Source organism: Amycolatopsis sp. NPDC034160, from assembly GCF_055575355.1.
In genome coordinates this window covers 371,360-398,071 of sequence record NZ_JBVISU010000002.1, presented here as the reverse complement: position 1 = coordinate 398,071, position 26,712 = coordinate 371,360, and the positions used below count along the sequence as shown (strand labels likewise).

Genomic DNA, 26,712 nt, shown 5'->3' with positions numbered 1-26,712 from the left:
CCTCCGGTCCTTACTCGACGGTGACCGACTTCGCCAGGTTACGCGGCTTGTCGACGTCGTACCCGCGCGTGCGGGCGATCTCCGCCGCCAGCACCTGCAGCGGCACCGTCGAAACCAGCGGCTGCAGCAGCGTCGGCACGGCCGGGATCTCGATCAGCTCGTCGGCGAACGGGCGGACGGTCTCGTCGCCCTCCTCCGCGATCACGATCGTGCGAGCGCCGCGCGCCTGGATCTCGCTGATGTTCGACACCAGCTTCGAGTGCAGCACCGCGCGCCCCTTCGGCGACGGCATCACCACGACGACGGGCAGGCCTTCTTCGATCAGCGCGATCGGGCCGTGCTTGAGCTCACCGGCGGCGAAGCCCTCGGCGTGCATGTACGCCAGTTCCTTGAGCTTCAGCGCGCCTTCGAGGGCGACCGGGAAACCGACGTGACGGCCGAGGAACAGCACGGCCTTCGAGTCGGCGATCCGGCGGCCGAGGTCACGGACCTGGTCCACAGTGGACAGGACCTTCTGCACCGCGGCGGGCATGGACTCGAGCTCGGCGAACTCGCGGGCGACCTCGTCCGGGTACTTGGTGCCGCGCGCCTGAGCCAGCGCCAGGCCGACCAGGTAGTTGGCCGCGATCTGGGCGAGGAACGCCTTGGTCGAGGCGACCCCGATCTCCGGACCGGCGTGCGTGTAGAGAACGGCGTCGGACTCACGGGGAATCTGGGCGCCGTTGGTGTTGCAGACGGCCAGGACGCGGGCCTTCTGCTCGCGTGCGTGGCGGACGGCCTCGAGGGTGTCCGCGGTCTCGCCCGACTGCGAGACGGCGACGACCAGCGTCGCGCGGTCCAGTACGGGGTCGCGGTAGCGGAACTCGCTGGCCAGCTCGACCTCGACCGGGAGACGGCACCAGTGCTCGATGGCGTACTTGGCGACCAGGCCCGAGTGGTACGCGGAGCCACAGGCGACGACGAAGACCTTGTCGACGTCACGCAGGTCCTGATCGGAGATGCGCTGTTCGTCGAGGATGATCCGGCCGCCGTCGAAGTGGCCGCGCAGCGTGTTCGCCAGCGCCTCCGGCTGCTCCTCGATCTCCTTGAGCATGAAGTACTCGTGGCCGCCCTTTTCCGCGGCCGAGAGGTCCCAGTCGACGGTGAACGGCTTGGCCTGGGCGGCGTCGCCGTGGAAGTCGGTGACCTCGTAACCCTCGCGGGTGATCACGACGAGCTGGTCCTGGCCGAGCTCGACCGCCTCGCGGGTGTGCTCGATGAACGCGGCGACGTCGGAAGCGACGAAGTGCTCCCCCTCGCCGACGCCGACGACCAGCGGCGAGGAGCGGCGCGCGGCGACGATGGTGTCCGGCTGGTCGGCGATGGTCACGACCAGGGTGAACGCACCTTCGAGCCGACGGCAGACCGCGGCGACGCTGGCCGGGAAGTCGCCTTTCGTGTCGCCTTCGGTGTAGGCGCGGGAGATCAGGTGCGCGGCGGTCTCGGAGTCGGTGTCGCTCGCCATCTCGATGCCCTCGGCCTCGAGCTCGGCGCGCAGCGCGGCGAAGTTCTCGATGATGCCGTTGTGCACGACGGCGACCTGCTGGGAGGCGTCGCGGTGCGGGTGCGAATTGCGGTCGACCGGGGCGCCGTGGGTGGCCCAGCGGGTGTGGCCCATCCCGGCGGTGCCGGTGAAGGCGTCCCTGCCGACGGTGTCGAGCTGGGTCTCCAGGTTGGCCAGGCGGCCTGCCTTGCGCTCGACGTTCAGCGCACCGGCGCCGTCGAGGACGGCGACGCCTGCCGAGTCATAGCCGCGGTACTCCATCCGCCGGAGGCCGCCGATGACGACGTCCAGGGCCGGGCGGTGTCCGACGTATCCCACGATTCCACACACGGCCACCAGCCTAACGAGGGAAATTCAGCCCCTTCGTCCGGGCGCCCGCCCACCGCCTTCAGCGGCTGAACGCGTCGCGTTTAGCCCGCTAAAGGCGAACGCCGGGGCGGCGCGCGGGCTGGACGGGGGTACGGGCAGTAAGGTCACGGGCATGGCCAGCAAGCCCAAGCAGCTGCTCGCGGAGCTGTCCCACCCAGGTCCGCACGAGGTTCTGCGCGGCAACCTCGCTCTGGTCGGGCTCCCGGGTGTCGTGTTCACGCCCCGCTCGGGGCTCGGTCTGCCCGCGATCGCGTTCGGGCACGGATGGCTGCAGCCCACCGGCAGCTACCGGCACCTGCTCCGGCACCTCGCGAGCTGGGGCATCGTCGCGGCGGCCCCGGCCACCCAGCGCGGACCGCTGCCGTCGCACCGGCTGCTGGCCGGCGACCTCCTCACCACGCTCGACCTGATCACGACGGTCCGCCTCGGACCGGACGGCATCAGCGTCGACCCGGCGAAGCTCGGCCTCGCGGGGCACTCGACCGGCGGCGGTTCGGCCGTTCTCGCGGCCGCGCAGGCGGCGGACGAGGACTCTGATCGACCACGGGTCCAGGCTGTCGCGACCATCACTCCCGCGCAGACGCTGCCGCCGGCGACGGTGTCCGCCCGGTCGGTGACCGTGCCCGGTCTGCACCTCGCGGCGGGCGAGGATCTCGTCGCGCCGTCAGCAGGACACGCCGAGGCCATCGCGGACGCCTGGGGCGGGCCGGTGCAGCTGCGGACGCTCGGGAAGTCGTCGCATCTCGGCGTCACCGAGGGCAGGCACTGGAGTCAGCTCCTGCTGCACGGGAAGCCGCACCGCGGGACCCAGCAGCTGACGAGGGCGCTGTTCACGGCGTTCTTCCTCACACACTTGACGGGGACGACCAAGTACCAGCCGCTGCTGGACGCCGACGTCAAACGCGCCCCGATCGAGCTCCAGGACGAACCCGCCGCCTGACCTGCGTTTAGCGGGCTAATCGCGATCCGGCCCGCTACCCGCCCCTGGTTACTTAGCATGCCTACGCGTCGCGATTAGGGGGCTAAAGTCGACACGGGCCGGGGCGAGAGGCCAGGGCGCCAGATCGCGTTTAGCCCGCTAAAGGCGACACGGGCCAGCAAAGAGAAGGGCCCGGCTCTGGCGAGCCGGGCCCCGAGTGCGTGAAGCGGTCAGTCGACCATCCACGAGTTGTTCGAGAAGTCGTCGTCGTCGAAGCCCTTGTCGTCGCGGGCGTGACGACCTCGACGACGCGTCGGCGCAGCGGCCGCGTCGGGCGTACCGGCGGTCGGAGCGGGCGGTGACACCGCGGGCGGGACGTCCACCGTCGCCGGCATTCCGGGCACCCCCGGCGCGACCGGAAGCGGGGGCGGCGGTGGCGGAGCGACCGGCCGCGAAGCGTCGAGGCCGGGTCGCGCACCGAACTCGGCGAACCGGGCGTCCGGTTTGTCGTCGTCCTCGATGCCGAAGCCCATCGTGTGGCTGCGGTCGGCGGTCGTCTTGCCGGTCAGCCAGCCGCCGGCCTCCTTGCTCCGCTTCCCCAGTTCCTGCATGTGGGCGGCGTACTTGTCGTGGACGGCCGCGTCCTTCTGCATGGTCTCCATCGCCTGAGCCTTGGCGTCGGCGAGGTGCCGCTCCCGCAGCCCCCGCTGCTCCAACTGCTCCGTGATGGCGGCGTCCTGCCTGGACATGGCGGCCGCCAGCCGGTCAACAGCGCTCATCGGTCCTCCCTCGTTCCCCGACTACCGATCATCGCTCGTAGCTGATCGAACGGTCGCCGCCCTCGTCGTCGAGCGACCCGCTGATCCGGCCACCCGCGCCACTGGTCTCGAAGATGCCACCCTCGACGCGGTACTGGCTCGACCCGCGTTGCGTGTCACCCCCGCCACCACCGGCCGCGCCGCCCATGGCGCCCATTCCGCCCATCATGCCGCCCATTCCGGTGGACGCCGCTCCGGCACCGGCGCCGGCGCCCGCGGGTGCCGGGTCCATCCCGCCGGGCGCCATCCCGAGGCCGCCGTCAGTCCCGGCCGGCTGCGCGCCGCCACCGGTCTGCATGCCTGGCTCCAGTGAACCGGCTTCGTTCAGCGACCCCGCCGAACCACCCTCGCCGACACCGCCGAGCGCGCCTTCGAAGCTGCCGCCACCACCGCTGGCCGTCGGGACGGTGCCCTCGCCACCCGCGCCCGACGCGGCGCCGCCGGAGGCCTCGGCCCCCGCGGACACCCCTGCGGTCCCTTCACCACCACCGACACCGGCGCCGACCTCGACGCCGCCCGGAGCGCTGAAGCCCCCGCCGTCCGCCATCCCGGCATCGGCCGGTGCGGGCATCGTGCGCACATCGTCCATCCGACCCGGCTGCGGATTGCCGGGGTTCCGGTCGTCGAGGCCGTTCTTGATGTCATCGGTTTGGAGGACGTCGCCGGGCTTGAGTTCCTTCTTCTCACCCTTTTCGTCGAGGGTGTAAGTAGTCGGCTCACCCTTGCCGTCGTCGACGGTCACCACGGTCGGACCGTTCGGCCCCTGCGGCTGCTCGGCGGTGATCTTGAGGTTGCCGTCCTGGATGTGGATCTTGCCGTCCGGGCCGGGCCGGTAGACGCCGTCGGCGCCGGGCTCGCCTTCCTTGACCGCGCCCTGCGGGCCGAACTCGCCGTCCTTCTTGCCGTCCTTACCCTCTTCGCCGGGCTTGCCGTCTTCGCCCTTCGGGTCGTCGAAGTCGAGCTTGTAGTCCTTCTCGTTACCCTTGCCGTCGTCGACCTTGATGTCCATTTTGCCGTCTTTATCCGGCTCGGTCATCTCGATCTTGTTGTCGCCCTTTTGGACGGTCATGGTGTCCTGACCGTCGAGGCCGTCCTTGATCGCTTCGCCCGTCGCCGGGTCGATCGGGTACGGCTTACCGGTTTCGGGGTCCAGCTCGAGCGGTTTCCCGGTGACCGGGTTCGTACCGTCAGCGGGCTTGTCCTCCGGCTTGGGCGGCTCGGGAACCGTCGCCGCCGGCGGCGTGCCGCCACCTCCGCCGGGCGGAGTGCCGCCCCCGCCACCAGGCGGGGTGCCGCCGCCATTCCCGTTTCCGTTCCCATTCCCATTGCCGTTTCCGTTGCCATTCCCCTTGCCGTCGTCGGCGGGCGGCTTCTCGGCTCCGGGCGCGGGGAACGGATTCGTGTAGTCCTCCATGAACCGCGAAAGCTCGTGATATTGCGCGTTGATCGTGTCGGTCGCGTTCTTGCAAAGCTTCTTGAAGTTCTCGTACCGCTCGCCGAACTCAGTGGCGAACGAGCCCTTCAGCCACTGTTTCGCGGCCCCGATCGCGTATTCCTTGTTCCCGTCGTTCAGATCGCAGTCGTCGTGACGCAGCCGTTCGGCGAGGTTGTTGCCCGGACACGCGGCGTCGAGCCAGTACGCGACGTCCATGAGCTTTTCTTTGGAATCGACCTTGCCGTTCGCGATTTCGACGACCTGCTTCGCGATGTACAGCGGCGCCGTGGCGACCTTGTCGACGCGGAGCTTCAGCGTTTCATCGACCTTCAGCTTGAGCGCGCTGTAGATCTTGTCGATGGTCGACGGCACCAGTTTGATGACGCCGTCCATCTGCGCGATGAGTTCTTGCGCGTCAGGCTGGATCCGCTGCTCGTATTTGACCTTCGCGGCCGTCGCGCCTTGCCCTTTCCAATCGTGGAAGAGCGTGGTCAGCGCCGAAGTCGCGTCCGTCCTGGTCTGCTCGACGGCCTTCTTGGCGTCGCCGAGATCCTCGACCTCGTCGAACATCTTCTGGAAATTGATCTCGCGGTTCTCGTGGAACCGGTCCCAGATGTCGGTCTTGTAGTTGATGTCGGACGGCTTGTCCGGCATCTTGTTCCAGACCTGGTCGGACCATTCGGAAAAGAAGTCCAGCGCCGGGTTCCCGAGGTCGAGCACCTGGTCGGATTTGGTCGTGGAACCACCCGCGGCCGGGCGGGCCAACGAGTCGAGATCCTTGTCCGCCTTTTCGGCGGCGGCCTTCTGCTTCTTGTCCCCGGCCGCGTTCGCGTCCCGTTCGGCGACAGCCTTTTTGTAGGCTTCTTCCTGATTGGCGAACGGGTTCAGCAAAGCGTCCTTGGTGCCCTGCGTGATGTAGGGGTCGTTCAGGATTTCCTTGACCTGGGCGGGCGTCGGTTTACTCATTACTGGGCCCCCGCCTTGTTGGCAGCCGTGGCGTTCGCCTGGTCGGATGAGGTGTAGCGGGTCGACGCGGTACTGACTCCGCCGGCGAGCTGGGTGAGCTGGCCCGCGTAGCCCTTCATCGCATCGGAAATGGCGAGGATTCCGGTGGCGTAGCCCTTTTGGTAATCCTTGTGCACCCGGCCGAAGTCCGCGGGTTGCACCTGGGTCGGCCCCACCTTCCCCGCCTCGGACGTCGTGTTCTCAGCTGCGCGCTCCAACGACGTCGACGCCGTGAGCATCGCCTCTGAATCGGCTTTGTAGCCCCCGTCCGGCATGACCGGTGCCCCCTTCGTCCCTCTGTATCCGCCTCGTTGTCCTACCTACGACGCGCGCCGGCGGCATCAGGTGCCATCGCATATGCACACAAGAATGTACCCACCGGTCAGCGAAGCCGCAGGAACATTCACACCTTTGCTAACTCAAACGGTTCCGGCGCAAGAAGCCTGGTAGACCGCGTTTTCGCGGCTTCGCGCCCGCTTCCACGGCCTCGGCGAGAACGGTCGCCGCACCCCGGATGTCGACCAGGCGATCCAGCTCGTCGAGGTCGATGTCGATCCCGAACTCCACCTCGACCGTCGCCAGGAGCCGGACCCGGCGCCGGGAGTCCACACCCATTTCGGCGAAGGGCGTGCTCTCGTCGATGATGTCCGGATCGACGTCGAAGGTCTCGCAGACGAGGGCCTTGATCTCGTCGACGTACTCGCTCCCGTCAGCTGCCATGAGGGGATTCTGTCCCATCCGCCGTCCAGTATCGCGTTCTGGCCGCGGAACGCGCGACCTTGCCGCTGGAGGTTCGCGGCAGCCCGCCGGGTTTCACCAGGAGGAAGGCCTTGAGCCGCACGTCGTGCCGGTCGGCCACCGCACGGGTGGCCGACCGCGCGACCTCGCTTTCGTCGAAGTCGGGCGCCTTTCGCGCGCGCTCGGCGACCACGACGACACCCTCGCCGTCGTCCAGATCGACCGAGAAGGCGGCGACCCGCTCAGGCCCGAGAAGGGGGTGAGCGGCGGCGACGGTCTCTTCGATGTCGTGGGGGCTGTGGTTGCGGCCGTCGATGATGATCAGGTCCTTCAGGCGGCCGGTCACGGAGAGCCTGCCGTCCCGGATCCAGCCCAGGTCACCGGTGCGGAGCCAGCCGCGCTCACCGTCGAGTTCGGCGTCGAACACCTCGGCGGTCAATTCCGGACGCCGCCAGTACCCGGCCCCCACGTTGGGCCCCTTGACCCAGATCTCCCCCGTCCCGCCCAGTTCGCCTTTAGCGGGCAAAACGCGATCCGCTGGGGCGACGACGCGGACCCGCTGGCCCCGTGGCCAGCCGATCTCGACGACTTCGCGGCCGTCCACCTCGGTCACCACCGGCCCGCCGGAGTCGCCGCTGGCGACGTAGACCGTCGCCTCGGCCAGGCCGTAGGACGGCCGAAACGCGCCTCGGGGGAAGCCGTGGGGCTCGTAGGCGGCGAGGAAATCCCGGACGGTCGCCGCCCGGACCGGTTCGCTGCCGCTGAGCGCGATCGACACCGTCGACAGGTCGTACTCGGCGCGCTTCGACTCGGGGACGGCCTCGGTCACCAGGTCGTACGCGAAATTCGGGGCCGCCGTGAGCGTGTTCGGATACCTCGACATCAGCAGCAGCCAGCGCTCCGGGCGCCGGATGAACTCCAGCGGTGCGATGAACACCGTCCGGCCACCGGAGTGCATCGTCCCCGCGAGCAGTTGCGCCAGCCCCATGTCGTGGAAGAACGGGATCCAGCCGACGCAAGTGGTGTGCTCGCCGACGTCGTAGGCCTCGCAGATCTGCCAGCACGCGGCCGAGAGGGCCCGATGCGTGATGATCACGCCGGCGGGTGATCGCGTCGTGCCGGACGTGTACTGCAGGTAGGCGGGATCTTCGGGAGAGACCGGTGTCGGCAGGGAGCGGTCCGCCGGGTCCAGCGGGAGGGTGTCGACGGCGACGATCTCGCGCGGCGGCGGAACCGGCTCGGCCTCGGCGAACTCCGTGAGCCGCTCGACCAGGGCGTCCGACGTGAGCCAGATGTCGGCGTCGCAATCGTCGAGGACCCCGACGAGCCGCTCGCGGTGCGCACGGACGTCCGGCGCGGACAACGGCACCGCGACGGCCCCGGCGTACAGCGCGCCGAAGAACGCGACGATGTACGAGAGGTCCTGTCGCGCCGTGATCGCGACGCGGTCTCCAGGCTGGATCAGCTCACGCAGCTTCGCCGCGACCGCGCGGACGTGGATGAGGAGCTGGGCCCAGGTCAGCGTGTCTTCGACGGGTTCGTGCCGGTTCGAGCAGTCGAGGTGCGTGTACGCCGGGCGCTCGACCTCGGCGCGCCCGAGCAAGCGGTGCACGAGCGGCGTCCGCGACACTTCCTCAGGCACTTCATTTGGGGGCACTCGCACCTCCTCCGGCCGCGGCATGGGCATCATACGAACGTGGACGACTTCTTCGTGCTGGACGATCCGGCGGATCGCGTCAAGGCCCTGCGCGACCGCGAGCTCAGCTCGAATCCGGGTGGCGCCGCCGCCGAGACCCCGAACCTGCTGCTGATGGACGGCGCGGACCACCGGCGGCTGCGCGCGGTCGTCAAGGAGGTCATCGCCCTGGTGGAGCCGCTGCCGGAGGAGGTGCTCGCCGACCTCCGCGTCGCGATTAGGGGCTGAAGTCGCGCGCTCGGTTCGACCTGGTGGCCGACTTCGCCAGGCCGACGGCGGCCAGGGTGACCGAGGCGGTACTCGGCACGGTCGAGCCGCTTGACGAGAAGCTGTTGACGAACCTGTCCGAGACGGCCGCGAATCTGGACGTCTGGTCGGGCGGGCCGGCCGGAGCGGACACCGCCGCGCTCAGGGTGGCGATGTTCTTTCTCAAGGCGACGGCCGCCGAAGGCGGCGGACTGGCGCTGCTCCGGGAAGCGTGCGAAGCAGGCCGGATCACCGAAGACGAACTGATGATCACGCCGGTGATGCTCGCCCACGCCGCGTACGAGAACTCCATGAACTTCCTCGCCCTCGCCGCCCTTGAAACTTTACGCCGCCCAGACGTCCTCGACGACGTACGCGGCCTGATCCACGAAATCGCCCCGACTCGCTTCGCCGCCCGCCGCGTGGTCACGCCGTTCTCCTTGTCCGGCAACGACTTCACGTCGGGAGACAAACTGGCCATCCCGCTCGGTCCTGACGCCGAACTCGCGTTCGGCCTCGGCAGGCACACCTGCCCCGGCTCGCGCGTCGCGATCGCGGAGGGCGAAGTGGCGCTACGCGCCCTCGCCGAGATCCTGACTCCCGACCACGTCGCCGAGGACGTGCGGTACAAGACGCACGCCGTCTTCCACGGCGTCGAGCGGGCCATCGTGACGCTGCGAACCTGACGGCTCAGGTCGCCAGCCAGTCGGTGTTGGCGAAATCGTCGTCGTCGCCCCGCGCGGCGGCCGCCCGCCGGTGCCGTCCGGCCGGACGCTCTTCCGGGACCGGGACCGGGACCGGGACCGGGACCGGCGGGGGTGGCGGCGGCGCAGACGGAACAGGTGGCCGGTAGGCGATCGGCGGCTCTTCGGCCGTCCGGTACCCGGCACGGCGCTCGTTCTCGGCCTCGTCCTCCTCGAAACCGAAATCGCCGTCGTCTTCGACCTTCTCGGCCAGGGTCGACTCGGTCGCCCAGCCACCCGCGGCCTTGGCCTTGCGGTTGCGCTCCTGCAACCGGACGATGACGCCGCCCTGGATCTTCGCCTGCTTGTCGAACTTCTCCTTGCTCTCGGCGAGCGCCTCTTCACGACGCTTGTCGAGCAGCGCCATCCTGGCTGAATTTTCGCTCTCCAGAGCCGCCAATCTGCTCTTCATCGCGGCAAGCGCGTCCTCGGAACTCACGGTCAGTCCTCCCTCGCTGATGCCGGCCGCTAGCGGAACCCGATGACGCCGTCGTCGTCGAGAGAGCCGCTGATCCGGCTGGTCGACGTCGCGGTGTCGAAGAGCCCGCCGTCGACGCGGTAGCCGCTCGAGGTGCGCTGCTGGTCCTCGCCGCCGCTGCCCGTTCCGGCACCGCCCATCATGCCGCCGCCCAGCATCCCCATTCCACCGCCCAGGGCAGCGGCGGACTGATCGCCGCCCCCACCCGGCGCCGAGCCGAGCCCCGAGGTCGAGGAAGTGGGTGCGCCGCCACCGGCACCCGCCGGGTCGGAGGCCTCGTCGAGTCCATCGTCACTCAGTGGGTTGCTCCACGACTGCGGTGACGTCGAGTCCGAAGCCGCTGCCGATGTGGTCTGCTCGATCGCGGCTGCCGGGACTTCGACCGCGCCGGAGACCGGAACCTCGTGCGTGCGCACGGCCTGGTCCCCACCCTGCGACACCGGCGCTGGAGCGCTCTGCGCCGTCGCGTGTTCCCTCGCCGCCACTTCCACCGGCTGACCGGGAACGTGCTCGGCGGCGTGCCTGCCCGGGACAGCGGCGTCCGAACGGACTTCGGGGGCGCCACCGCCGGTTCCAGTGGCCGCCTTGGCGGCGCGACCCTCTTCGCCGAGGGTGTACGTCGTCGGCTTGCCGCTGCCGTCGTCGACCGTCACCCGCGTGGGTCCGTCAGCTCCGTCCGGTCGCTCGGCGGTGATCTTGAGCCCGCCGTCCTCGAGGTGGATCTTGCCGTCCGGGCCGGGCTTGAACGACTGGTCGTCGGCGTGCGGAGCGTCCGGCCGCTGTGCGGTCTCGCGATGGATCGCCCCGCCCGTCGCCGCGTCACCGCCGGGTCCGCGGTTGGGGGTGTCGTCCGGCAACGGCCGCGAGTCACCGAAGTCGAGCTTGTAGTCCTTCGGGTGCCCTGTGCCGTCGTCGACGGAGATCCCCATCGTGCCGTCCTTGCCGGGCTCGGCCATGGAGATCTTGTGATCGCCCTGCTCGACGGTGACGGTTTCCGGGCCATCAGGCTTGACGGCCTCGCCGGTGTGCGGATCGATCGGGTAAGCCTCGCCGGTCTCCGGGTCGACTTCGAGCGGCTTGTCCGTGACAGGGTTGATGTTCGGATCCGGAGGGCTCGGCGGTGCCGGAGGAGCGGGTGGCTTCGTGTCGCCGATCGGCGTGGTGTCGCCACCCCCACCGCTCCCGGGCCCGGAGCCCGGGCCGCCGGTACGACCGCCGCCGCTGTCCTGTCCTCCCCCGGTCTTGAACCCACCGTCCGAGGTCCCTGCCGCCGCGTCGAGATCGACGAACGGGTTCTCCTCGAGCTTGCTGAAGAAGTCGGTCAGACCTTGCCAAGCCCCGGCGACCGCCGTGTGGGTATTGGCGCACATGGTCCTGAAATCGTTCAGGTACTGCGAGTAGAAGGGGTTGAAGGTCCCCGACAAATAGGCTCGGACCTGTCCGATGATGTGATTGATCGTCTCTTCGTCGAGATCACAGTCGTCGTCGTTGATCATGTCGCGCGACTGCTGGTCGAGGAATTTCGAGCAGTGCTTGAAGTCATCCTGGCTGGCGTTGTTGCCGAGCTCCGCGATGCGGATGATCCGGTCCAGATCCTGGGCGGTCACCTCACCGAGCCGGTCACACGAGGCCTTGATCATCCAGTCGGCCTTGTCGCGGCAGAACTTCGCGACCGAGGCGGCCGCCGTCATCATCGCGACGGCCGCGTGCTCCGCGCCGTCGGCGACGACCTTCGTCTTGGCCTCGTAGTTCTGCTGATAGGTCCGCGCCTGGTCGGCGGCGGCGCCCTCCCAGCCGCCTAGATTCTTCTTCATCTCCCCGGAAACATCACCGGAGGAGGTGGCGACCGCCTCTTTCAGCTTCGTGAATTCGTCGGCACCGGCCGCGAACTTGCCGAACGGGATCTTCCGCTGTTGGTCGTACAGCTCACGCAGCTCATTGATATCGGCAGGGGCACCAGAACGCACTGCCGCGACGGAACGGTTGTAGAGCGGGACGAAGATCTCGATGTTCCGGAACGACGGCTTGCCGAAATCCAGGATCTGATCCGAGGTTTCCGCCGCCGGATTGGTCGCGGTCGCCTTGGAAGCCATCTGGTCGAGGCCGGTCCTGGCATCGGCGTTTGCCTTCTGATTCGCCTGACGGCCTTCTTCGGCGAATTTGTCCACATAGCCCTTGGCGTTGCCATAGGCGACTTGGACACTGTCTTCGAGACTGTTGATCAACTGGGTGTCGGACAGCATGCCGCCCCAGAAATTGTTCCCGTTGAGATCGCCTTCGCTGATCTTCATCTGCGCCTTTACGGCGTCACGGAAGCCGTTCTTGTCCTCGTCGCTGGCGAAACCGACCTCGTCGGGGTCTTCGTCCTCGATGTAGTCGATGTACTGAAGGGCGAGATCACGCCGAACGTCCCACGGGATCCGCTCGTCGTTGATGATCTGCTCGACCTCGGCGCGGGTCGGGAGGTCGTCTTCTTCCTGGGCGGTCACCGGCCGCTCGCTTTCACGGACTGCGCGGTGTCGGCCTCGTTGGCCTCGTACTTGCCACCCGAGGCGTTCAGCTTCTGCGCGAACAGGTCAGCGGCCTTGAGGTAACTGTCGGCCATGTTGGCCAGCCGGGTGACGGCCGGTCGGTACGGGCCGTAGCTCTCCCGGTGGCCTTGCCCGAAGTCCATCGCCACGAGCTGGATGTCCTTGACCGCCGCCAAGGGCTGTTCCAAAGCGTGCTTCGGAATGTCGCTCAGTGCCTTGGCCGCCTGCGTCAGCGCTTGCGGATCGACCTTGTGGCCGCCAGCCATGTCTCCCCCTCATCCTGGGCAACGATCTGCGTCGGAGATCAGACGTGGCCCAAGCCCTCCCGGTGCCGTTCCTTGCACACGGAATGTACCGGGCCGGTAACCCGGGCGCAGCGACTTGGGAAGACGTGAGAGGGACTACGAGGCCGAGGAGACGACCCCGGCGAGCCTGTCGGCGGCCGCCTGTGCGGTGTCGTGCGCGGTGGCTTCGACCATGACGCGGACCAGTTGTTCGGTGCCTGAAGGGCGCAGCAGGACGCGGCCCTCTTCGCCGAGTTCGGCCTCGACGGCGCCGACGGCGTCGCGGACGGCGGCCGAGACGGCGACCGCCGCCTTGTCCGCCACGGGGACGTTCACCAGCACCTGCGGCAGCCGGTTCATGACGGCGGCGAGTTCGGCGAGCGACTTGCCGGTGGACGCCATGCGGCTCATCACCCGCAGCGCGGTGAGCAGGCCGTCGCCGGTGGTCGCGTACGCGGGAAGAACGACGTGACCCGACTGCTCGCCACCGAGCGCGAACCCGCTCGCGCGGAGCTCCTCGAGGACGTAGCGGTCACCGACGGCGGTGGTGACGAGGTTGATCTCGTGCGCGCGCATCGCCAGGTGCAGGCCCAGGTTGCTCATGACCGTGGCGACCAGGGTGTTCTTGGTCAGCTCGCCGGTCTCGGCGAGGGCGAGCGCGAGGACGGCCATGATCTGGTCACCGTCGACGAGCTCACCCGCGGCGTCGACCGCGACACAGCGGTCGGCGTCGCCGTCGTGGGCGATCCCGAGGTCGGCGCCGTGCTCGACGACGGCCGCGCGCAACGCGTCCGGGTGATTCGACCCACAGTGTTCGTTGATGTTCACGCCGTCCGGCTCGGCGTGGATCGCGATGACCTCGGCGCCCGCCTTGCGGTAGACCTCGGGGGCCGCGAACGACGACGCGCCGTTGGCGCAGTCGACGACGACCCGGAGGCCCGCGAGCGGATGCGGGGTGGCCGACAGCAGGTGCTGGATGTAGCGGTCACCCGCGTCGGGGACATCCTGGACGCGGCCGACGCCGATACCGGTCGGGCGGCTGACGGGAGCGTCGAGACCGGCCTCGATCTCGTCCTCGATCCCGTCGGGAAGCTTGTGGCCACCTGCCGCGAACAGCTTGATGCCGTTGTCGGGCATGGGGTTGTGAGAGGCGGAGATCATCACGCCGAGGTCCGCTTCGAGCGCGCCGACCAGATAGGCGACGGCGGGCGTCGGGAGGACGCCGAGGCGGAGCACGTCGGCGCCGGCGGAAGTGAGACCTGCCACAACGGCGGCCTCGAGCATCTCGCCGCTGGCCCGCGGGTCGCGGCCGACGACGGCGACCGGGCGGTGCGAACGGTCGTGGGCGGCGAGCACGCGCGCCGCGCTGGCGGCGAGCGCGAGCGCCAGTTCCGGGGTCAGCTCCTCGTTGGCGAGGCCACGTACGCCGTCGGTACCGAATAGACGTGCCATCTGTCGACCTCCTTGAAAAACCACCACGACAACCTAGCCAGTGCCCACGCCTGTCCCCCCGCGCCCCTGCTTTCGCGTTTAGCGGGCTAAACGCGACGCGCGCGACTTTAGCGGGCTAACCGTGACACAGCTGGGGCGCATGGGGCACGTGGGACTGCTGTGACAACGGGCCCGTGGGGACGAAAGGACCCGGGAAACACGGAAGCGCCCATCCGAGAGACGGATGGGCGCTTCCGCGGGTTGCGCCAGAGGCGCGATCAGCGCTTGCTGTACTGCGGAGCCTTACGGGCCTTCTTGAGGCCGTACTTCTTCCGCTCCGTGGCGCGAGCGTCACGGGTCAGGAAGCCGGCCTTCTTCAGGGCCGGGCGGTCGTCGGCGTCGACCTCGACGAGCGCGCGAGCGATCGCGAGGCGGAGCGCACCGGCCTGGCCCGAGATCCCGCCACCGTGCAGGTTGGCGAAGATGTCGAACGAGTCGGGCTTGTCGACCGTCACCAGCGGCTCACGGATGAGCTGCTGGTGCACCTTGTTGGGGAAGTACTCTTCGAGCGTGCGGCCGTTGAGCTTGAACTCACCGGTACCGGGAACGACGCGAACCCGGACGACGGCTTCCTTGCGGCGGCCGACGGTCTGGGCGTTGCCACCCGCGGCACGCGACGGACGAGCGCCGGCAGGCGTCTCGCTGGTCGCGACGGCTTCGCCGACGGCAGGGGTTTCCGTGGTCGCGACGGCCTCGGCCGGGGCCTCGGTCGTGGTCTCCTCGGTGCTGGTCACAGACTGTTCCTCACTCACTGCGCGACCTGCGCGATCTTGGAAATCTCGCGCGCCTGCGGCTGCTGCGCGGCGTGCGGGTGCACGGGGCCGGCGTAGACCTTGAGCTTCTTCGCCTGGGCGCGGCCGAGCTTGTTCTTCGGGAGCATGCCCTTGACGACCTTCTCGAGCAGGTGCTCGGGCTTGGTGTCGAGCAGTTCGCCGAAGGAGCGCTTCCGCAGACCGCCGGGGTAACCGCTGTGCCGGTAGGCGAACTTCTGCTCGCGCTTGTTTCCGGTGAGCGCGACCTTCTCGGCGTTGACGATGATGACGAAGTCACCGGTGTCCACGTGCGGAGCGAAGGTCGGCTTGTGCTTGCCGCGCAGCAGCGTGGCGACCTCGGTCGCGAGCCGGCCGAGCACGACATCCTCGGCGTCGATCACGTGCCAGGCACGAGTGACGTCGCCGGGCTTGGGGCTGTACGTGGGCAAGGGTCTACCTCGTCGTCAACATTGCGTGTGGGTTCTGTGCGGGCCTAGCGCTTACGCGCCGCAGCGCACAACGACATATGAAGATACCCCCACGCCCGACCCTACTGCGAAGCGGGGGTCGGTCCGGGGTCCCATACTAGGACCGGCGCCCGGCGGGCGCCCCGCAAGCGTACCCCGCCGGTGTGGCGGAACCGCCCACGGCATCACCTTCGGCGGGGGAGGATGAGACGATCCGGACGCGCACCGCGCGCGGGGACTCGATTCAGGGGAACGGCGATGAACAAACGGCCAACGATCATCTTGTGCGTGCTGGGCGCCGTGCTGGCACTCACCACCGCCTGCGGCCAGGCCCGGGCGGGCAACGCCGTGCCGAAGGGCGACGACGCCGCGGCGTACGTCGGCACGAAGTTCGAAGCGGCGATGAACAAGCTGCAGGACACGATCGGCGACCAGCGGGACGTCACCAGCGAATCGGGCGCCTACTTCCGGTTCGACGAGCAGTACATCCGCAGCACGATCTCCTCCGCCCGCACCGGTTCGCCGGAGAGCCGCGTCAGCCGCCATCGTTCGCAGAAGAACCCGGACGACAGCATCGACTGGTACACCCCGGGCGACGGGACCGTCGAATACGCCTACCTCGGGCCGGTCTACAAGAGTCTCGCCCCTACCCCCTGGGTTTCGATGCCGAAGTCGGAGGCCGGGCTGACCATCCCCTGCGCGTGGAGCGGGATCATCACCGCCTGCAAGATGGCCGACGCCATCGCCGTCTCCTACAACGCGGACAAGAAGATCGTGAAGGGCGCCAAAAGCCTGCCGGGGAACCGGATCGAGCTGACCGCCGCCGTCCCGTTCGGCAAGTTCGTCGAGCGCCGGGTGGAGGTCCTGCCCCTGAAGATCACCGGGGCGATCACGGACGAGATGAAGAAGGCGCCGGTGATGACCACCGTGTCCCTGAACGCGGACGGCACGCTGAACCAGATCGTGATGGAGGCCAAGATCGAGGGTGGCGGACACAAGATCGAGCTGAAGTACGACTTCCGGTTCAGCGGCAAGGCGACCGCGCAGGACATGCCGAGGCTGCCGGACGCCTCGCAGATCACCGTGCTGCCGGACAAGGCGGCGAAGGACGACTTCAATCGCCGGTTCGCCGCGCTGAAGGGCGTCTGACGCGTGACCGAACGCCTTCATCCCGATGCTGTGAAGTTCTCGACGCCCCGAGGTGACCACCGATGAGCCAGCCGCCCGAGCAACAGCCACAACAGCCACAGCAGTGGTGGCAGCCACCGGCGAATCCGGGGAACCAGCAGCAGGAAGGGCAGGCCACCGGGCCGCATTCCGGGCAGTGGCAACAAAGCGACCCGAACGCGGCGAGCACCGGCTCCTACACCGGGCCGTGGCAGCCCGGTCAGCCCGGCGTCACCGGCTCGTTTTCCGGGCCATGGCAGCAAAGCAGCGCTCCCGCACCGGGAGCCGCTTGGCAGCAACCGCCGCAGCAGCCCGCGCCGCAGCAGAATTGGCAGGCACCGCAACAGACTCCTCCGGGTAATCCCCCGCTGGTCCAGTACGGCGGAGGGTTCCAGCCCGCGCAGTCGTCGTCCCAATACGGCGGACTCGGCGCTTTCGGGACCGAGCCCGCGAAGAAGCCGAAGGTTTCCAAGAAAACGTTGCTGGTCGGTGGAATCGCCGCGGCCGTCGTGGTCGCGGGCGGGGTCGGCGCTTGGCTGCTCGGCGCGTTCGCGGGCGACAGTCTCGATCAGAAGTCGGTCCAGGACGGTGTCGTCCGTGTGCTCAACGAGCATTACGGGGAGCCGGACGTGAAGAACGTGGCGTGCCCGTCCGGCCAACCGGTGGAGAACGGCACCACGTTCGACTGCTCGATCGACCTTTCGGGACAGCAGAAGAAGGTCACCGTCCGGGTGCTGAACACCACGCCGGAATTCGAGGTCGGCGCGCCGCATTGACCTCGGCCAGATACGCCGAAAGCCGCGACGGAGTTCCTCCGCCGCGGCTTTTCTTTCGCACAAACGAAACGGCGGGCTCGGCATCCGAAGATGCCTGCCCGCCGTTGCTCGTTCCGATCGTGAGACTCAGAACAGGCCGGTGACGCCCTGCTCCGTGGCCTGGTAGCCGTCGGCCAGCTGCGGCAGCACGCCGGCGACCTGCGCGAGCAGCTGCTTGAGCTCCTCGAACTTGCTGTCCCACTCCTGCTGCGCGGCCAGGTAAGCGGTCTGCGCGTCACCCTGCCAGGTGTTGACCAGCGGAGCGAGGTCGCTCTTCAGCTGCCCGAACAGAGCCTCCAGCTCACCGCCGGTGTTCTTGCAGTCGTCGGCCGCCGCGTGGATCGTGGCGTAATCGACCTTCATCTCGCCCATTTTTTCCTCCAGTGATTAAGAAAAGTCTGTGGTTTGGTGCGCGGGGAGCAGGATCAGCCGAGGACGCCGAAGCCCTTGTTGACCGAGTTGATGAGTTCCTGCTGCTGCTGCTCGGAAGCGTTGTACTTCGAACCGGCCTGCTCGAGCAGCTCACCGATGTTCTGGAGGGCCTGGTTGAGCCCCCTGCCCGCCTCATCGAAGCGCTTCATCACGTTGTTGAACGCAAGAGCCGCGTCACCGGTCCAGCCCGCACGGGTGGCCTCGATGTTGTCGCGAAGCTTGCTCAGGTTCTGGTCCATCGAAACGCGAACCTCGGTCACCCGCTTCTCAGACTGGGTGAACTGTTCGACGCTTCCCTGAAAACCGCCAGCCATGGGAGCTACCCCCTTCGTTCGTGGTTATCCGCACTTGGTGTGTTCGTTTCGTACGGACCTACGACGGAGACCCTGCCATGTCTGGTTCCCCCTTGTCGCTGTTTGGTTTCAAGTAGTTGCTTGCGTGAACGCTCGCCGGGGGAACCGGGCTCCGGCGGAGCACGCCCACCTCGCGAATCGCGCGAAGAAATGGCGTTTCACCACGGGATTTCGCAAGTGCACAGCGGTCGATCATTCGCCGCGGATCATGATTCGCGACTGCGAAAAGTCCTCGTCGTCGTCACCCACCCGTGGCCGACGGGGCACGGGTTCTGGCCGAAGGGGAACCAAGTCCGCCGCCGAGGGCAAAGCGGGGACCGGAAGACCGGCGCCGGCACGGAACCGTTTCGCGGCGTTCCGGACGACACTGGGGGTCGGCGCGGTCTCGCCGCCGGCGAGCCGTCCCTTGCCGAATTGCTTCGCCAGTTCGGCGTTTTCTCCCCGGCGGCGTTCATAACGCGCCTTGGCCGTGCGGGCGACCTGCCGGGCGTAAGTGACCGCGTCACGCCCAGTGCGCGCGAAATGCTCAGCGGCGGTCTCGGGTTCGGGTGCCATATGGCTCCCCCTTCAGTTGACGACCGCCATCGTTTTGACGACCTGCTCGCAGGCCGCGCTCACCCGCTGTTCCAGCGGTGAGCCGGTGCCGTACTGGCAACCGATGTGGACGCGGATCTTTCCCTGTGCGACGACGTACCAGTCGACGCGCGCCTTCGGCTTGGTCTCGCGGTAGTAAATGACGGTTTTGCCGGCATAGTTCGCGGCGCCGTTGAAGCCACTGTACTTATGGGGCGCGCTCCGTGCCCCGGAACTGATTTCGTCGACGAGCTTCTGTCTGTCGGCCGTCGCGTCGTAGTCCATCACGTACTCCTGGGCGACAACTAGGTCGTCTCCAGTGAGGGAATCGCTCGGATGGATCACCACCTGACGGTCGGCGACCCGGTCGTCGGTCTGTGTCCAGTCCATCGGCGCGATGAAGCGGTAGTCGTACTGGGCGAGCGTCCGCCCTTCCGGCTCGTCCTCACCGCTGTTGACCGCGAAGAGGACACCGCCGACGACCGCCACCACGGCCACCACGGCCGCGGCGATGATCCAGGGCGTCTTCTTGCTCTTCCCGCCGCGCTCGGCCGGTTTGCTCTCCCGGGAGGGCTCGCCCGGTCGCCACGGCTGCCGCGGTCCCGCCATGCCCTGGCGCCCCATCGGCGGCGACGGTGGCCCCTGCCGTGTCGCGTTTAGCGGGCTAAACGCGACCTGTGGGGGCGGGGTGGGGTGGTGAGGGCCAGGAGGAAACTGAGGCCGCCGATCGGCGGGGGAAGGCGCTGGGGCGCCGCCCGCACGAGAGACCGCGGAGCCGGCCAGCGATCCCGTCCGGTCCGGGTCGATCAGCACCGCGCGCAGGGCGCCGCGGGCGACCACCGTCTCCGGCTGATCCAGGGTCGTGGGGACGACGCCGGTCCGCTCGTGCACGAGCCGCGACACCATCGGGATCCGGCTGGACCCGCCCACGAGGAAGATCGCGGTCAGCTGCTTCGGCCGCAGCCCGGAATCGCTGATCGCGGCGACTGTCAGCTCGACCGCGCGCCCAAGTGGGCCCGCGATAAGCCGCTCGAGGTCCTCACGGGTCACGTGGGCGTCGGCGAACGGCGGCGGCATCGGGACGTCGGTGTACGCGTGCCGCGACAACGTCTCTTTCGCGCCGCGCACATCCTGCCGCAGGACGCGACGCCGCCGCCGGTCGGTGAGTTCGCGGCCCTCGACCAGCTTCCGCCATTCCGGCGGATCGACGGACGACACCAGCGAACCCACATGCTCCAAGAGCGCCTGATCGACGTCCGCCCCGCCGAAACTCGGATCCCCCCGGGTGGCCAGCACCTGGAACCCGGCGCGTTTAGCGGGCGAACTGCGATCCGCCGGGCTGCCGGGCATGCGCTGGACCACGGAGACGTCGACGGTGCCGCCGCCGAGGTCGAGCACCGCGAGGGCGTCGCCGGGACGGCCGCTGAACTCGACGGTGCGCTCGGAATTGAGGTCGACCGGAGCGAACGTCGCCGCGTGATAGACCGCCGCGGCGACCGGTTCCGGCACGAGGGCGACCTGGCGCGCGAGCCCGCCCGCCGCCTGCCGGAGCAGGCGGGTCCGGGTCGCGCCCCAATCGGCCGGGTGGGTCAGGACGAGCAACTCGACCTCGGAGTCACCGGCGAGCCGGCGCGCCTCGGTCACCGCGCGTTTCAGCACGGCGTGCACGACGTCGGTCACGCGGAGGACGTTGTCGCCCAGCAGCAGGTCGCCTTCGTCGATCCGGCGTTTCGGGTTCGGCTCGTAGCGCGACGGGTCCACCGCCGCCTGCCGTTCCGCCTCCTGACCGACGAACAGCGTCCCGTCCGGCGCGGCGTAAACCGCCGACGACATCAAGGGCTGCCCGTCAACCACGACGACCTGCGGCTCACGGCCGTTGATCGAAGCGACTACGCAGGTGCTCGATGTCCCGAAGTCCACCGCTACCCGCACTGTCACAAGCCACTCCCGCAGATCGTCGTCTTCACTCCACGCCCAGCCCGTACCTCACCTGGTTCCGCGGGAGGTCAGTCCGGCTGGATCCACGAGACCTGCATGAGCTGCTTGCCGTGCTTGCGGGTCACGAGGTTTCCTCGGCCCGGCGGCATCTGGCTCGGCTTCACGTTGGCGATGAGGTTGCCTTCGTCCCGCGAGCCGTTCATGACCATACCGGGCGCCGCGATCTCCCTGAGCTTGCCAAGGATCGGATCGAACATCGCCCGGCTGGCGCCACCGCTCCGGCGCACCACGATGATGTGCAGACCGACGTCCTTCGCCTGGGCGAGGAACTCGGCGAGCGGCTTCAGCGGGTTGCTCGTCTGCGTGGCGACCAGGTCGTAGTCGTCGACGATGATGAACAGCTCCGGACCGGTCCACCAGGACCGCGTCTTCAACTGTTCCTGCGTCACGTCCGGACCGGGGAGCCGCCGGGTCATCGACCCGTGGACGTCCTTGACCATGCTCTCCAGCTGCGCGGCGGAAACCGCGTAGCCGAGCAGCTGGTCTCCGCCGATGAAGCCGAGCATCGTGCGCCGGTAGTCGACGAGGATGATGACTGCTTCCTGCGTCGTGTACCGCTCGGTGATGCCCCGGGTGATCTGCCGCAGCAGGTTCGTCTTGCCCGACTCGCCGTCCGCGAACGCGTAGAAGTGCGAATCGGCCATGAAGTCGAGGTAGATCGGCTGGAGGTCTTCCTCGTTGACGCCGATCGGCACCAGCTTCGTGTTGCGCTTGGAGTCGATGCTGAGGACCTCGTCGTAGGTGACCATCTCGGGCAGCAGGCGGACCTGCGGCGCCGGGCGGCCGCGCCACGCACCCTTGATCTTCGCCACGGCGTCGGCGACACCGGCGGCGACGTCGTCGGGGTTGCTCGAGCCGTCGATCCGCGGAAGACCGGTCAGCAGGTGCAGCTTGTCCCTGGTCAGACCGCGACCGGGGCGGCCGGCCGGGACGTTCACCGCGACGCGGCGGTCGATGTCGGACTCGCTCGGGTCACCGAGGCGAAGTTCGAACCGGGTACCGATCATGTCCTTGATCGCGGGACGGATGTCCGCCCACCGGTTCGCCGCGATGATGACGTGCACGCCGTAGGAAAGACCCTGGGTGGCGAGCTTGGTGATCGAGGTTTCCAGCTCGTCGAAGTCGTCCCGGAGCGCTTTCCAGTTGTCGACGATCAGGAAGGCGTCACCGAAGGCGTCGTCTTCTGGCTTGATCTCGCCGCGCCGTTTCCGGTTGCGGAACTCGTTCATCGAGTCGATGCCCAGTGCGCCGAACTTGCCTTCCCGCTCGGTGAGCAGGGTGGTCAGCTCAGCCACGATCCGGCGGGCTTTGTCGGGCTCGCGCCGGGCGACGGCGACGCCACCGACGTGCGGCAGGCTCTGGAGACCGGCCAAGGTACCGCCACCGAGGTCGAGCGCGTAGAACTGCGCCTCTTCGGGGGTGTGGGTCAGCGCCATCGACATGATCAGCGTCCGGAGCATGGTCGACTTGCCCGACTGCGGGCCGCCGACGATCACACCGTGCCCGGCGCCACCGGAGAAGTCGGCCCAAAGCAGGTCACGACGCTGTTCGTACGGCCGGTCGACGATGCCGAGCGGTACCTGCAGCCGTCCGTTGCCGAAGAACCCGACCGGGGAAAGACCGCGGTCGTCGGTGGGGTTCAGGTTCGGCAGCAGGGTGTCGAGCGAGTTCGGTTCCTTGAGCGGCGGCAGCCAGACCTCGTGGGCCGGCGGGCCCTGGCCGATCAGCCGGGATACGATCACGTCGAGCTCGCTGGGCTCGACGGCTTCCTCCGGCTTGGCCTGCTCCACCGGCGCGGCCTCGATCTGCTGCGGCTCCGGCTCCTTCGGCAGTTCGACGAAGTCGGGGACGAACAGCTGCGGGCGTTTGTCCGCGCGGACCACGGTCGCGACCGGGCCTGCCGCCTTGATGCCCGCGGGTCGATACGGGCCCGAGACGTACGAAGCCTTGAAGCGGACCAGCGTCGAGGTGTCGTACTTGAGGTACCCGCCACCGGGGACGGACGGCAGCTCGAACGCGTCTGGCACGCCGATCGCGGCACGGGATTCCGCGGCGGAGAAGGTCTTGAGGCCGATGCGGTAGGAAAGGTGCGAGTCGAGACCGCGCAGCTTGCCCTCTTCCAGCCGCTGCGACGCGAGGAGCATGTGCATCTGCAGCGACCGGCCCAGCCGTCCGATGGCGACGAACAGGTCGATGAAGTCCGGCTTCGCGGCCAGCAGCTCGGAGAACTCGTCACAGACGATGAAGAGCGCGGGCAGCGGGTCGAGGTCGGCGCCGTTCTCGCGGGCCTTCTCGTACTCCCAGACGTTCTTGAAGTTACCGCCGTTCTTCAGCGCCTCCTGGCGCCGGTTCATCTCACCGGCCAGCGCGTCCTTCATGCGGTCGACCAGCGTGACCTCGTCCGCGAGGTTGGTGATGACCGCGGAAACGTGCGGCGCGGCGTCCAGGCCGAGGAACGTCGCACCACCCTTGAAGTCGACGAGGACGAAGTTCAGCGTGCTCGACGAATGTGTCGCGAGCATGCCCAGCACCAGGGTGCGGAGGAACTCGGACTTACCGGAACCGGTCGCCCCGATGCACAGGCCGTGCGGGCCCATGCCCTCCATCGCGGCTTCCTTGATGTCCAGCTCGACCGGCTGGCCGTACTCGCCGACGCCGAACGGGACGCGGTAGCGGTCCCGCACCGGACGCGGCCGCCAGGCCTGCTGGACGTCGAAGGTCATCGGGTCGCCGGGGATCCCCAGCAGTTCCAGCAGACCGGGGTTGGACAGCAGCGGCTCTTCCTCGGCGGCGTCCTGCGCGGCGGTGCCGACGCGGTACGGCGCGAGCAGTCGTGCCAGTGCTTCGGCCTCGACCACGCTCAGCGTGTCCGGACGGCCGAACCACTCGACGCCGCCGGCGCTGCGCGCGCCGAGGCGGTCTTCCTCGACGACCAGCCGCAGACCACGACGGGCCGCGAGGTTGCCGATGGAGTCGGAAAGGTCGATCAGGGTGACGCCGACGAGGCCCTCTTCGAGGATGATCTGTTCCTCGCGGGTGACCTCGGCGTCGTCGACGACGATGACGACGTGCGGCTGATCCGGCGCGGGCGTCGCGTTACGGGAGAACCGCTGGCGGTCACGGAGTTCTTCGTCGAGCCACTGCTCGATCTGCGCGAGGGAGCCCGCCATCATGCGCAGCTGGCCGATGCCGTCGGCGAGCGCCGGGTGCTGGGCGTGCGGCAGCCACTTCGCCCACTCCCACTCCTCCTTGGCGCGGCCCGCCGTCGCGACCGCGATGAGGACGTCGTCGGGGCTGTGGAAGGTGACCAGCTGGGCCAGCATCGCCCGGGTGAGGCCGCGGGTCAGGCCCCGGTCGCCCTGCATGCTGACCGCGGCGAACCCGCGGAGGGTGATCTGGGTCGGCAGGTCGGGGACGATCGAGTGCGCGCGGACGAACCGGCGCAGCGCCAGCGTCGCGATCGGCTCCAGTTCGTCGACCGGGCCGGTCTGCGGCGGCACGAGCCGCGTCGCGAGCCGGTGCGAACTGCGGCCGACGCGGAGATGGAGGAAGTCCTGGTCGTTCTGGCGGCGTTCCCACATGCGGCGGCTCGCGGCCAGCGACCACAGCGTCTGCGGGTCGGGGTGGACCCACTCGAGCGCGGCACGCTGGTCGACCATGGCCTCGCGGGCCCTGTCACGCATCTGGCCGAGGTAGCGGAGGTAGTCCTTGCGGTCCTCGTCCATCTCGGCCTTTTTGGCGCCACCGCCCTTGCCCGCACCACCGGCCATCATGCCGACGGTGCTCAGCACCATCATGCCGCCCATCATCATCATCATGGGGTTGCGTCCACCCGTGGTGAACATGAAGACCATCATCCCGAGGGAGGCGACGATCATCACCGCGGGAAGCAGCTTCATGACGATGTTGCCCGGGATGGTGCGGGGCACCTCAGGCGGCGGTTCGAGATGCACCTCGCCACCCGGCGGCCGCGGCGCCGCCAGGCGCGGTGACTTCTTGAACTGCAGCGTGCTCATCGAAGGACCCCTCTTCAAACTCGACGATGGCGGCCACCGTTGGTGCGCGTACTGGTGCGCGAGACAACCTATCGAACGTGGCCGGGGAAAATCCGGACAACGCCGAGAACGGCCCCGACCGGGGCCATACGCATGTCGGGGAGTGTAGGGCTCAGGACCGACAAGACCCAACGAACCCGCAAGGCCTCCGGCCGGCCCACGTCGACTTTCGCCGCCTAACCGCGATCCGGCGGCACGGGACCCCCGAAGTACTTAGGGGCGCTAAGCGTCACGGTTAGGCGGCGAAAGTCGACGTGCCCGGCGCGCGGCGAGAGGACCGCGTGGGTCGTCTCCCTTACTTTTGCCGGTCTTTTTCCGACAGTCGATGATGTGCGCACCCGGGTTCGGTATAAGTTCCCCCGGGAGCAGACTCTCAGGCAGGGGGAAGGCAGTGGCAACGGGCACGACGGTATTCAGCAGGGTGACGGTGGTCGCACCACGCACCCGGATCGACGTGGCTTTGCCGGCTGACGTCGCGGTGGCGGACCTGCTGCCCATGCTGTTGGAGATGGCGAAGGAGGCGACGCCGGACGGCGGCGCCCGCCACGGCGGCTGGGCACTGGCGAAGCTCGGCGACGCGCCACTCGACCCGAGCCGGACCCTCGCGTCCCTCGGCGTCGTCGACGGCGAACTGCTGCAGCTGCGCAAACGCAACGAGAACCCGCCTCCGCCGCTGTACGACGACGTCGTCGACGCGATCGCGGAGTCCTCCCCGGACAGCTTCCGGCCGTGGACCAAGGAAACGGCGCGCCGCTTCGGACACATCGCGGGCGGTCTGGCTCTGTTCTTCGCGGCCCTGGCGCTCTTCACCAGTGGCTCGTTCTACGGCGGCAATGCCCTCGCCGCCGCCATCGCCGGTGGCGTCGGCGCGATCGCGTGCGTCGCGATCGGCGCGACACTGGCCAAGGCCTACAAGGCCGAGGCGACCGGCGTCCTGATCGCCGCGACAGGCGGCCTGCCGCTGGCCTTCGTCAGCGGCTTCTACATCGTGCCGGGGCTGTCCCTGTGGGCGAACCTTCTGCTCGCGAGCGCCCTCGTGATCATCGTGGCGGCGGTCTGCATCCTCGTCATCGGCCACGGGATCACCACCTTCATCGCCGCTGCGACGACAGCGACGATCTCGGCGCTGACGTTCCTGGCCGCGACGCTCATCGACACCCCGATCGCCGGTATCGCCGCCGGCGCGACCGCGTTCGCGCTGGCCTGCATCTCGATCCTGCCGCGTGCGACGATCAAGCTCGCCGCCCTCCCGACGCCCCACGTTCCCGGCAGCGCCGAAGAACTCAAGGAAGACTCGGGCTTCCCGGACTACCGCGCCATCGAGCGCCGCACCGCGGTCGCCCACCAGTACATGACCGGCCTGCTGACCGGTTGCGGCGCCGCCACCGCGCTGTTCGCGATCATCGCCTCGACGTCGCCGTCGATCTTCGGGCCGATTCTCGGCGTGGTCGCCACGCTGGTCCTGCTTCTGCGTGCGCGGGCGTACGCGAACGGCGCGCAGGCCATCGCGCTTCTGACCACCGGCATGGTGTCCGGTGCGGGCATCCTGCTCGGCTGGATGTGGTCGGCGAGCCCGCTGAATCGCGTCCTGTTCGTGTTCGGCGCGCTGCTGCTGATCGGCGCGGGCGCGCTCGTGGTCGGCGTGATCTTCCCGAACCAGCGCTTTTCACCGCCGCTGCGGCGAACCGTGGAGATCTTCGAGGCCGTCTTCATCGCGACGGTGCTCCCGCTGGCCCTCGGCGTCATGGATCTCTACACGACGCTGCGCCACCTCAACTTCAAGTGACGACCCGATCGGATGATG

General features: G+C 68.6%; 23 protein-coding genes. 6 read left to right on the top strand and 17 right to left on the bottom strand.

Going from position 1 to position 26,712, the window contains the following annotated elements; translation table 11 throughout:
• Positions 1-10: 10 nt before the first annotated feature.
• Positions 11-1,873, bottom strand: a complete 1,863-nt coding sequence (glmS, locus tag ACZ54P_RS06825) for a glutamine--fructose-6-phosphate transaminase (isomerizing) (RefSeq protein ID WP_465460557.1) — start codon at positions 1,871-1,873, stop codon at positions 11-13.
• Positions 1,874-2,024: 151 nt separating this feature from the next.
• Between glmS and ACZ54P_RS06820 the strand changes: the two genes are divergently transcribed.
• Complete coding sequence (locus ACZ54P_RS06820) at positions 2,025-2,852, top strand: dienelactone hydrolase family protein (protein WP_465460556.1); 828 nt, start codon at positions 2,025-2,027, stop codon at positions 2,850-2,852.
• 209 nt (positions 2,853-3,061) lie between these two features.
• On the opposite strand, the gene ACZ54P_RS06815 is transcribed toward ACZ54P_RS06820, so the two are convergent.
• From ACZ54P_RS06815 to ACZ54P_RS06795, 5 genes are all read right to left on the bottom strand, one after another.
• Entirely contained in the window at positions 3,062-3,610 is a 549-nt protein-coding gene (locus ACZ54P_RS06815; RefSeq protein WP_465460555.1) for a hypothetical protein, read from the bottom strand.
• 28 nt (positions 3,611-3,638) lie between these two features.
• Entirely contained in the window at positions 3,639-6,050 is a 2,412-nt protein-coding gene (locus ACZ54P_RS06810; protein WP_465460554.1) for a WXG100 family type VII secretion target, read from the bottom strand.
• Positions 6,050-6,364, bottom strand: a complete 315-nt coding sequence (locus tag ACZ54P_RS06805) for a hypothetical protein (RefSeq protein ID WP_465460553.1) — start codon at positions 6,362-6,364, stop codon at positions 6,050-6,052. Before ACZ54P_RS06805 ends, ACZ54P_RS06810 begins: the two co-directional genes overlap by 1 nt.
• Positions 6,365-6,503: 139 nt before the next feature.
• A complete protein-coding gene (locus ACZ54P_RS06800) occupies positions 6,504-6,809 on the bottom strand; it encodes an acyl carrier protein (RefSeq protein ID WP_465460552.1) in 306 nt (101 codons plus the stop codon).
• Complete coding sequence (locus ACZ54P_RS06795; protein ID WP_465460848.1) at positions 6,799-8,508, bottom strand: fatty acyl-AMP ligase; 1,710 nt, start codon at positions 8,506-8,508, stop codon at positions 6,799-6,801. Before ACZ54P_RS06795 ends, ACZ54P_RS06800 begins: the two co-directional genes overlap by 11 nt.
• Before the next feature lie 15 nt (positions 8,509-8,523).
• On the opposite strand from ACZ54P_RS06795, the gene ACZ54P_RS06790 reads away from it, so the two are divergent.
• A complete protein-coding gene (locus tag ACZ54P_RS06790) occupies positions 8,524-8,751 on the top strand; it encodes a hypothetical protein (protein WP_465460551.1) in 228 nt (75 codons plus the stop codon).
• Between the two features lie 23 nt (positions 8,752-8,774).
• A complete protein-coding gene (locus ACZ54P_RS06785; RefSeq protein WP_465460550.1) occupies positions 8,775-9,455 on the top strand; it encodes a cytochrome P450 family protein in 681 nt (226 codons plus the stop codon).
• Between the two features lie 4 nt (positions 9,456-9,459).
• On the opposite strand, the gene ACZ54P_RS06780 is transcribed toward ACZ54P_RS06785, so the two are convergent.
• The 6 genes from ACZ54P_RS06780 to rplM all read right to left on the bottom strand — a co-directional run bounded on the left by ACZ54P_RS06780 (position 9,460) and on the right by rplM (position 15,497).
• A complete protein-coding gene (locus ACZ54P_RS06780; protein ID WP_465460549.1) occupies positions 9,460-9,951 on the bottom strand; it encodes a hypothetical protein in 492 nt (163 codons plus the stop codon).
• A gap of 29 nt (positions 9,952-9,980) precedes the next feature.
• Entirely contained in the window at positions 9,981-12,479 is a 2,499-nt protein-coding gene (locus ACZ54P_RS06775; RefSeq protein ID WP_465460548.1) for a hypothetical protein, read from the bottom strand.
• A complete protein-coding gene (locus ACZ54P_RS06770; RefSeq protein ID WP_465460547.1) occupies positions 12,476-12,787 on the bottom strand; it encodes a hypothetical protein in 312 nt (103 codons plus the stop codon). The genes ACZ54P_RS06775 and ACZ54P_RS06770 overlap by 4 nt, the downstream gene beginning before the upstream one ends.
• Before the next feature lie 135 nt (positions 12,788-12,922).
• Positions 12,923-14,257 carry a phosphoglucosamine mutase gene (gene glmM / locus ACZ54P_RS06765; protein ID WP_465460546.1) on the bottom strand — a complete coding sequence of 445 codons (1,335 nt, stop codon included), beginning with the start codon at positions 14,255-14,257 and terminating at the stop codon, positions 12,923-12,925.
• A gap of 257 nt (positions 14,258-14,514) precedes the next feature.
• Positions 14,515-15,030: a 30S ribosomal protein S9 gene (rpsI, locus tag ACZ54P_RS06760; RefSeq protein ID WP_465460545.1), complete on the bottom strand. Its 516-nt coding sequence runs from the start codon at positions 15,028-15,030 to the stop codon at positions 14,515-14,517.
• A gap of 14 nt (positions 15,031-15,044) precedes the next feature.
• Positions 15,045-15,497 carry a 50S ribosomal protein L13 gene (rplM, locus tag ACZ54P_RS06755; RefSeq protein WP_465460544.1) on the bottom strand — a complete coding sequence of 151 codons (453 nt, stop codon included), beginning with the start codon at positions 15,495-15,497 and terminating at the stop codon, positions 15,045-15,047.
• A gap of 276 nt (positions 15,498-15,773) precedes the next feature.
• Here rplM and ACZ54P_RS06750 point away from each other — a divergent pair, with 276 nt between their 5' ends.
• Positions 15,774-16,664 carry a hypothetical protein gene (locus ACZ54P_RS06750; RefSeq protein WP_465460543.1) on the top strand — a complete coding sequence of 297 codons (891 nt, stop codon included), beginning with the start codon at positions 15,774-15,776 and terminating at the stop codon, positions 16,662-16,664.
• A 62-nt stretch (positions 16,665-16,726) separates the two neighbouring features.
• Positions 16,727-17,458 (top strand): DUF4333 domain-containing protein, encoded by a 732-nt coding sequence (locus ACZ54P_RS06745; RefSeq protein ID WP_465460542.1) that lies wholly within the window; start codon positions 16,727-16,729, stop codon positions 17,456-17,458.
• Positions 17,459-17,584: 126 nt separating this feature from the next.
• Here the strand turns inward: ACZ54P_RS06745 and ACZ54P_RS06740 are convergent, their stop codons facing one another.
• The 5 genes from ACZ54P_RS06740 to eccCa form a co-directional block, all read right to left on the bottom strand.
• Complete coding sequence (locus ACZ54P_RS06740) at positions 17,585-17,869, bottom strand: WXG100 family type VII secretion target (RefSeq protein ID WP_465460541.1); 285 nt, start codon at positions 17,867-17,869, stop codon at positions 17,585-17,587.
• 53 nt (positions 17,870-17,922) lie between these two features.
• Positions 17,923-18,243: a WXG100 family type VII secretion target gene (locus ACZ54P_RS06735; RefSeq protein WP_364214736.1), complete on the bottom strand. Its 321-nt coding sequence runs from the start codon at positions 18,241-18,243 to the stop codon at positions 17,923-17,925.
• A gap of 231 nt (positions 18,244-18,474) precedes the next feature.
• Positions 18,475-18,837, bottom strand: a complete 363-nt coding sequence (locus ACZ54P_RS06730) for a hypothetical protein (RefSeq protein WP_465460540.1) — start codon at positions 18,835-18,837, stop codon at positions 18,475-18,477.
• Between the two features lie 12 nt (positions 18,838-18,849).
• Positions 18,850-20,793, bottom strand: coding sequence for a type VII secretion-associated protein (locus tag ACZ54P_RS06725; RefSeq protein WP_465460539.1), 1,944 nt, complete (start codon positions 20,791-20,793; stop codon positions 18,850-18,852).
• A gap of 68 nt (positions 20,794-20,861) precedes the next feature.
• Complete coding sequence (eccCa, locus tag ACZ54P_RS06720) at positions 20,862-24,869, bottom strand: type VII secretion protein EccCa (RefSeq protein ID WP_465460538.1); 4,008 nt, start codon at positions 24,867-24,869, stop codon at positions 20,862-20,864.
• A 460-nt stretch (positions 24,870-25,329) separates the two neighbouring features.
• On the opposite strand from eccCa, the gene eccD reads away from it, so the two are divergent.
• Positions 25,330-26,694: a type VII secretion integral membrane protein EccD gene (eccD, locus tag ACZ54P_RS06715; RefSeq protein ID WP_465460537.1), complete on the top strand. Its 1,365-nt coding sequence runs from the start codon at positions 25,330-25,332 to the stop codon at positions 26,692-26,694.
• The last annotated feature ends 18 nt before the right edge of the window (positions 26,695-26,712 follow it).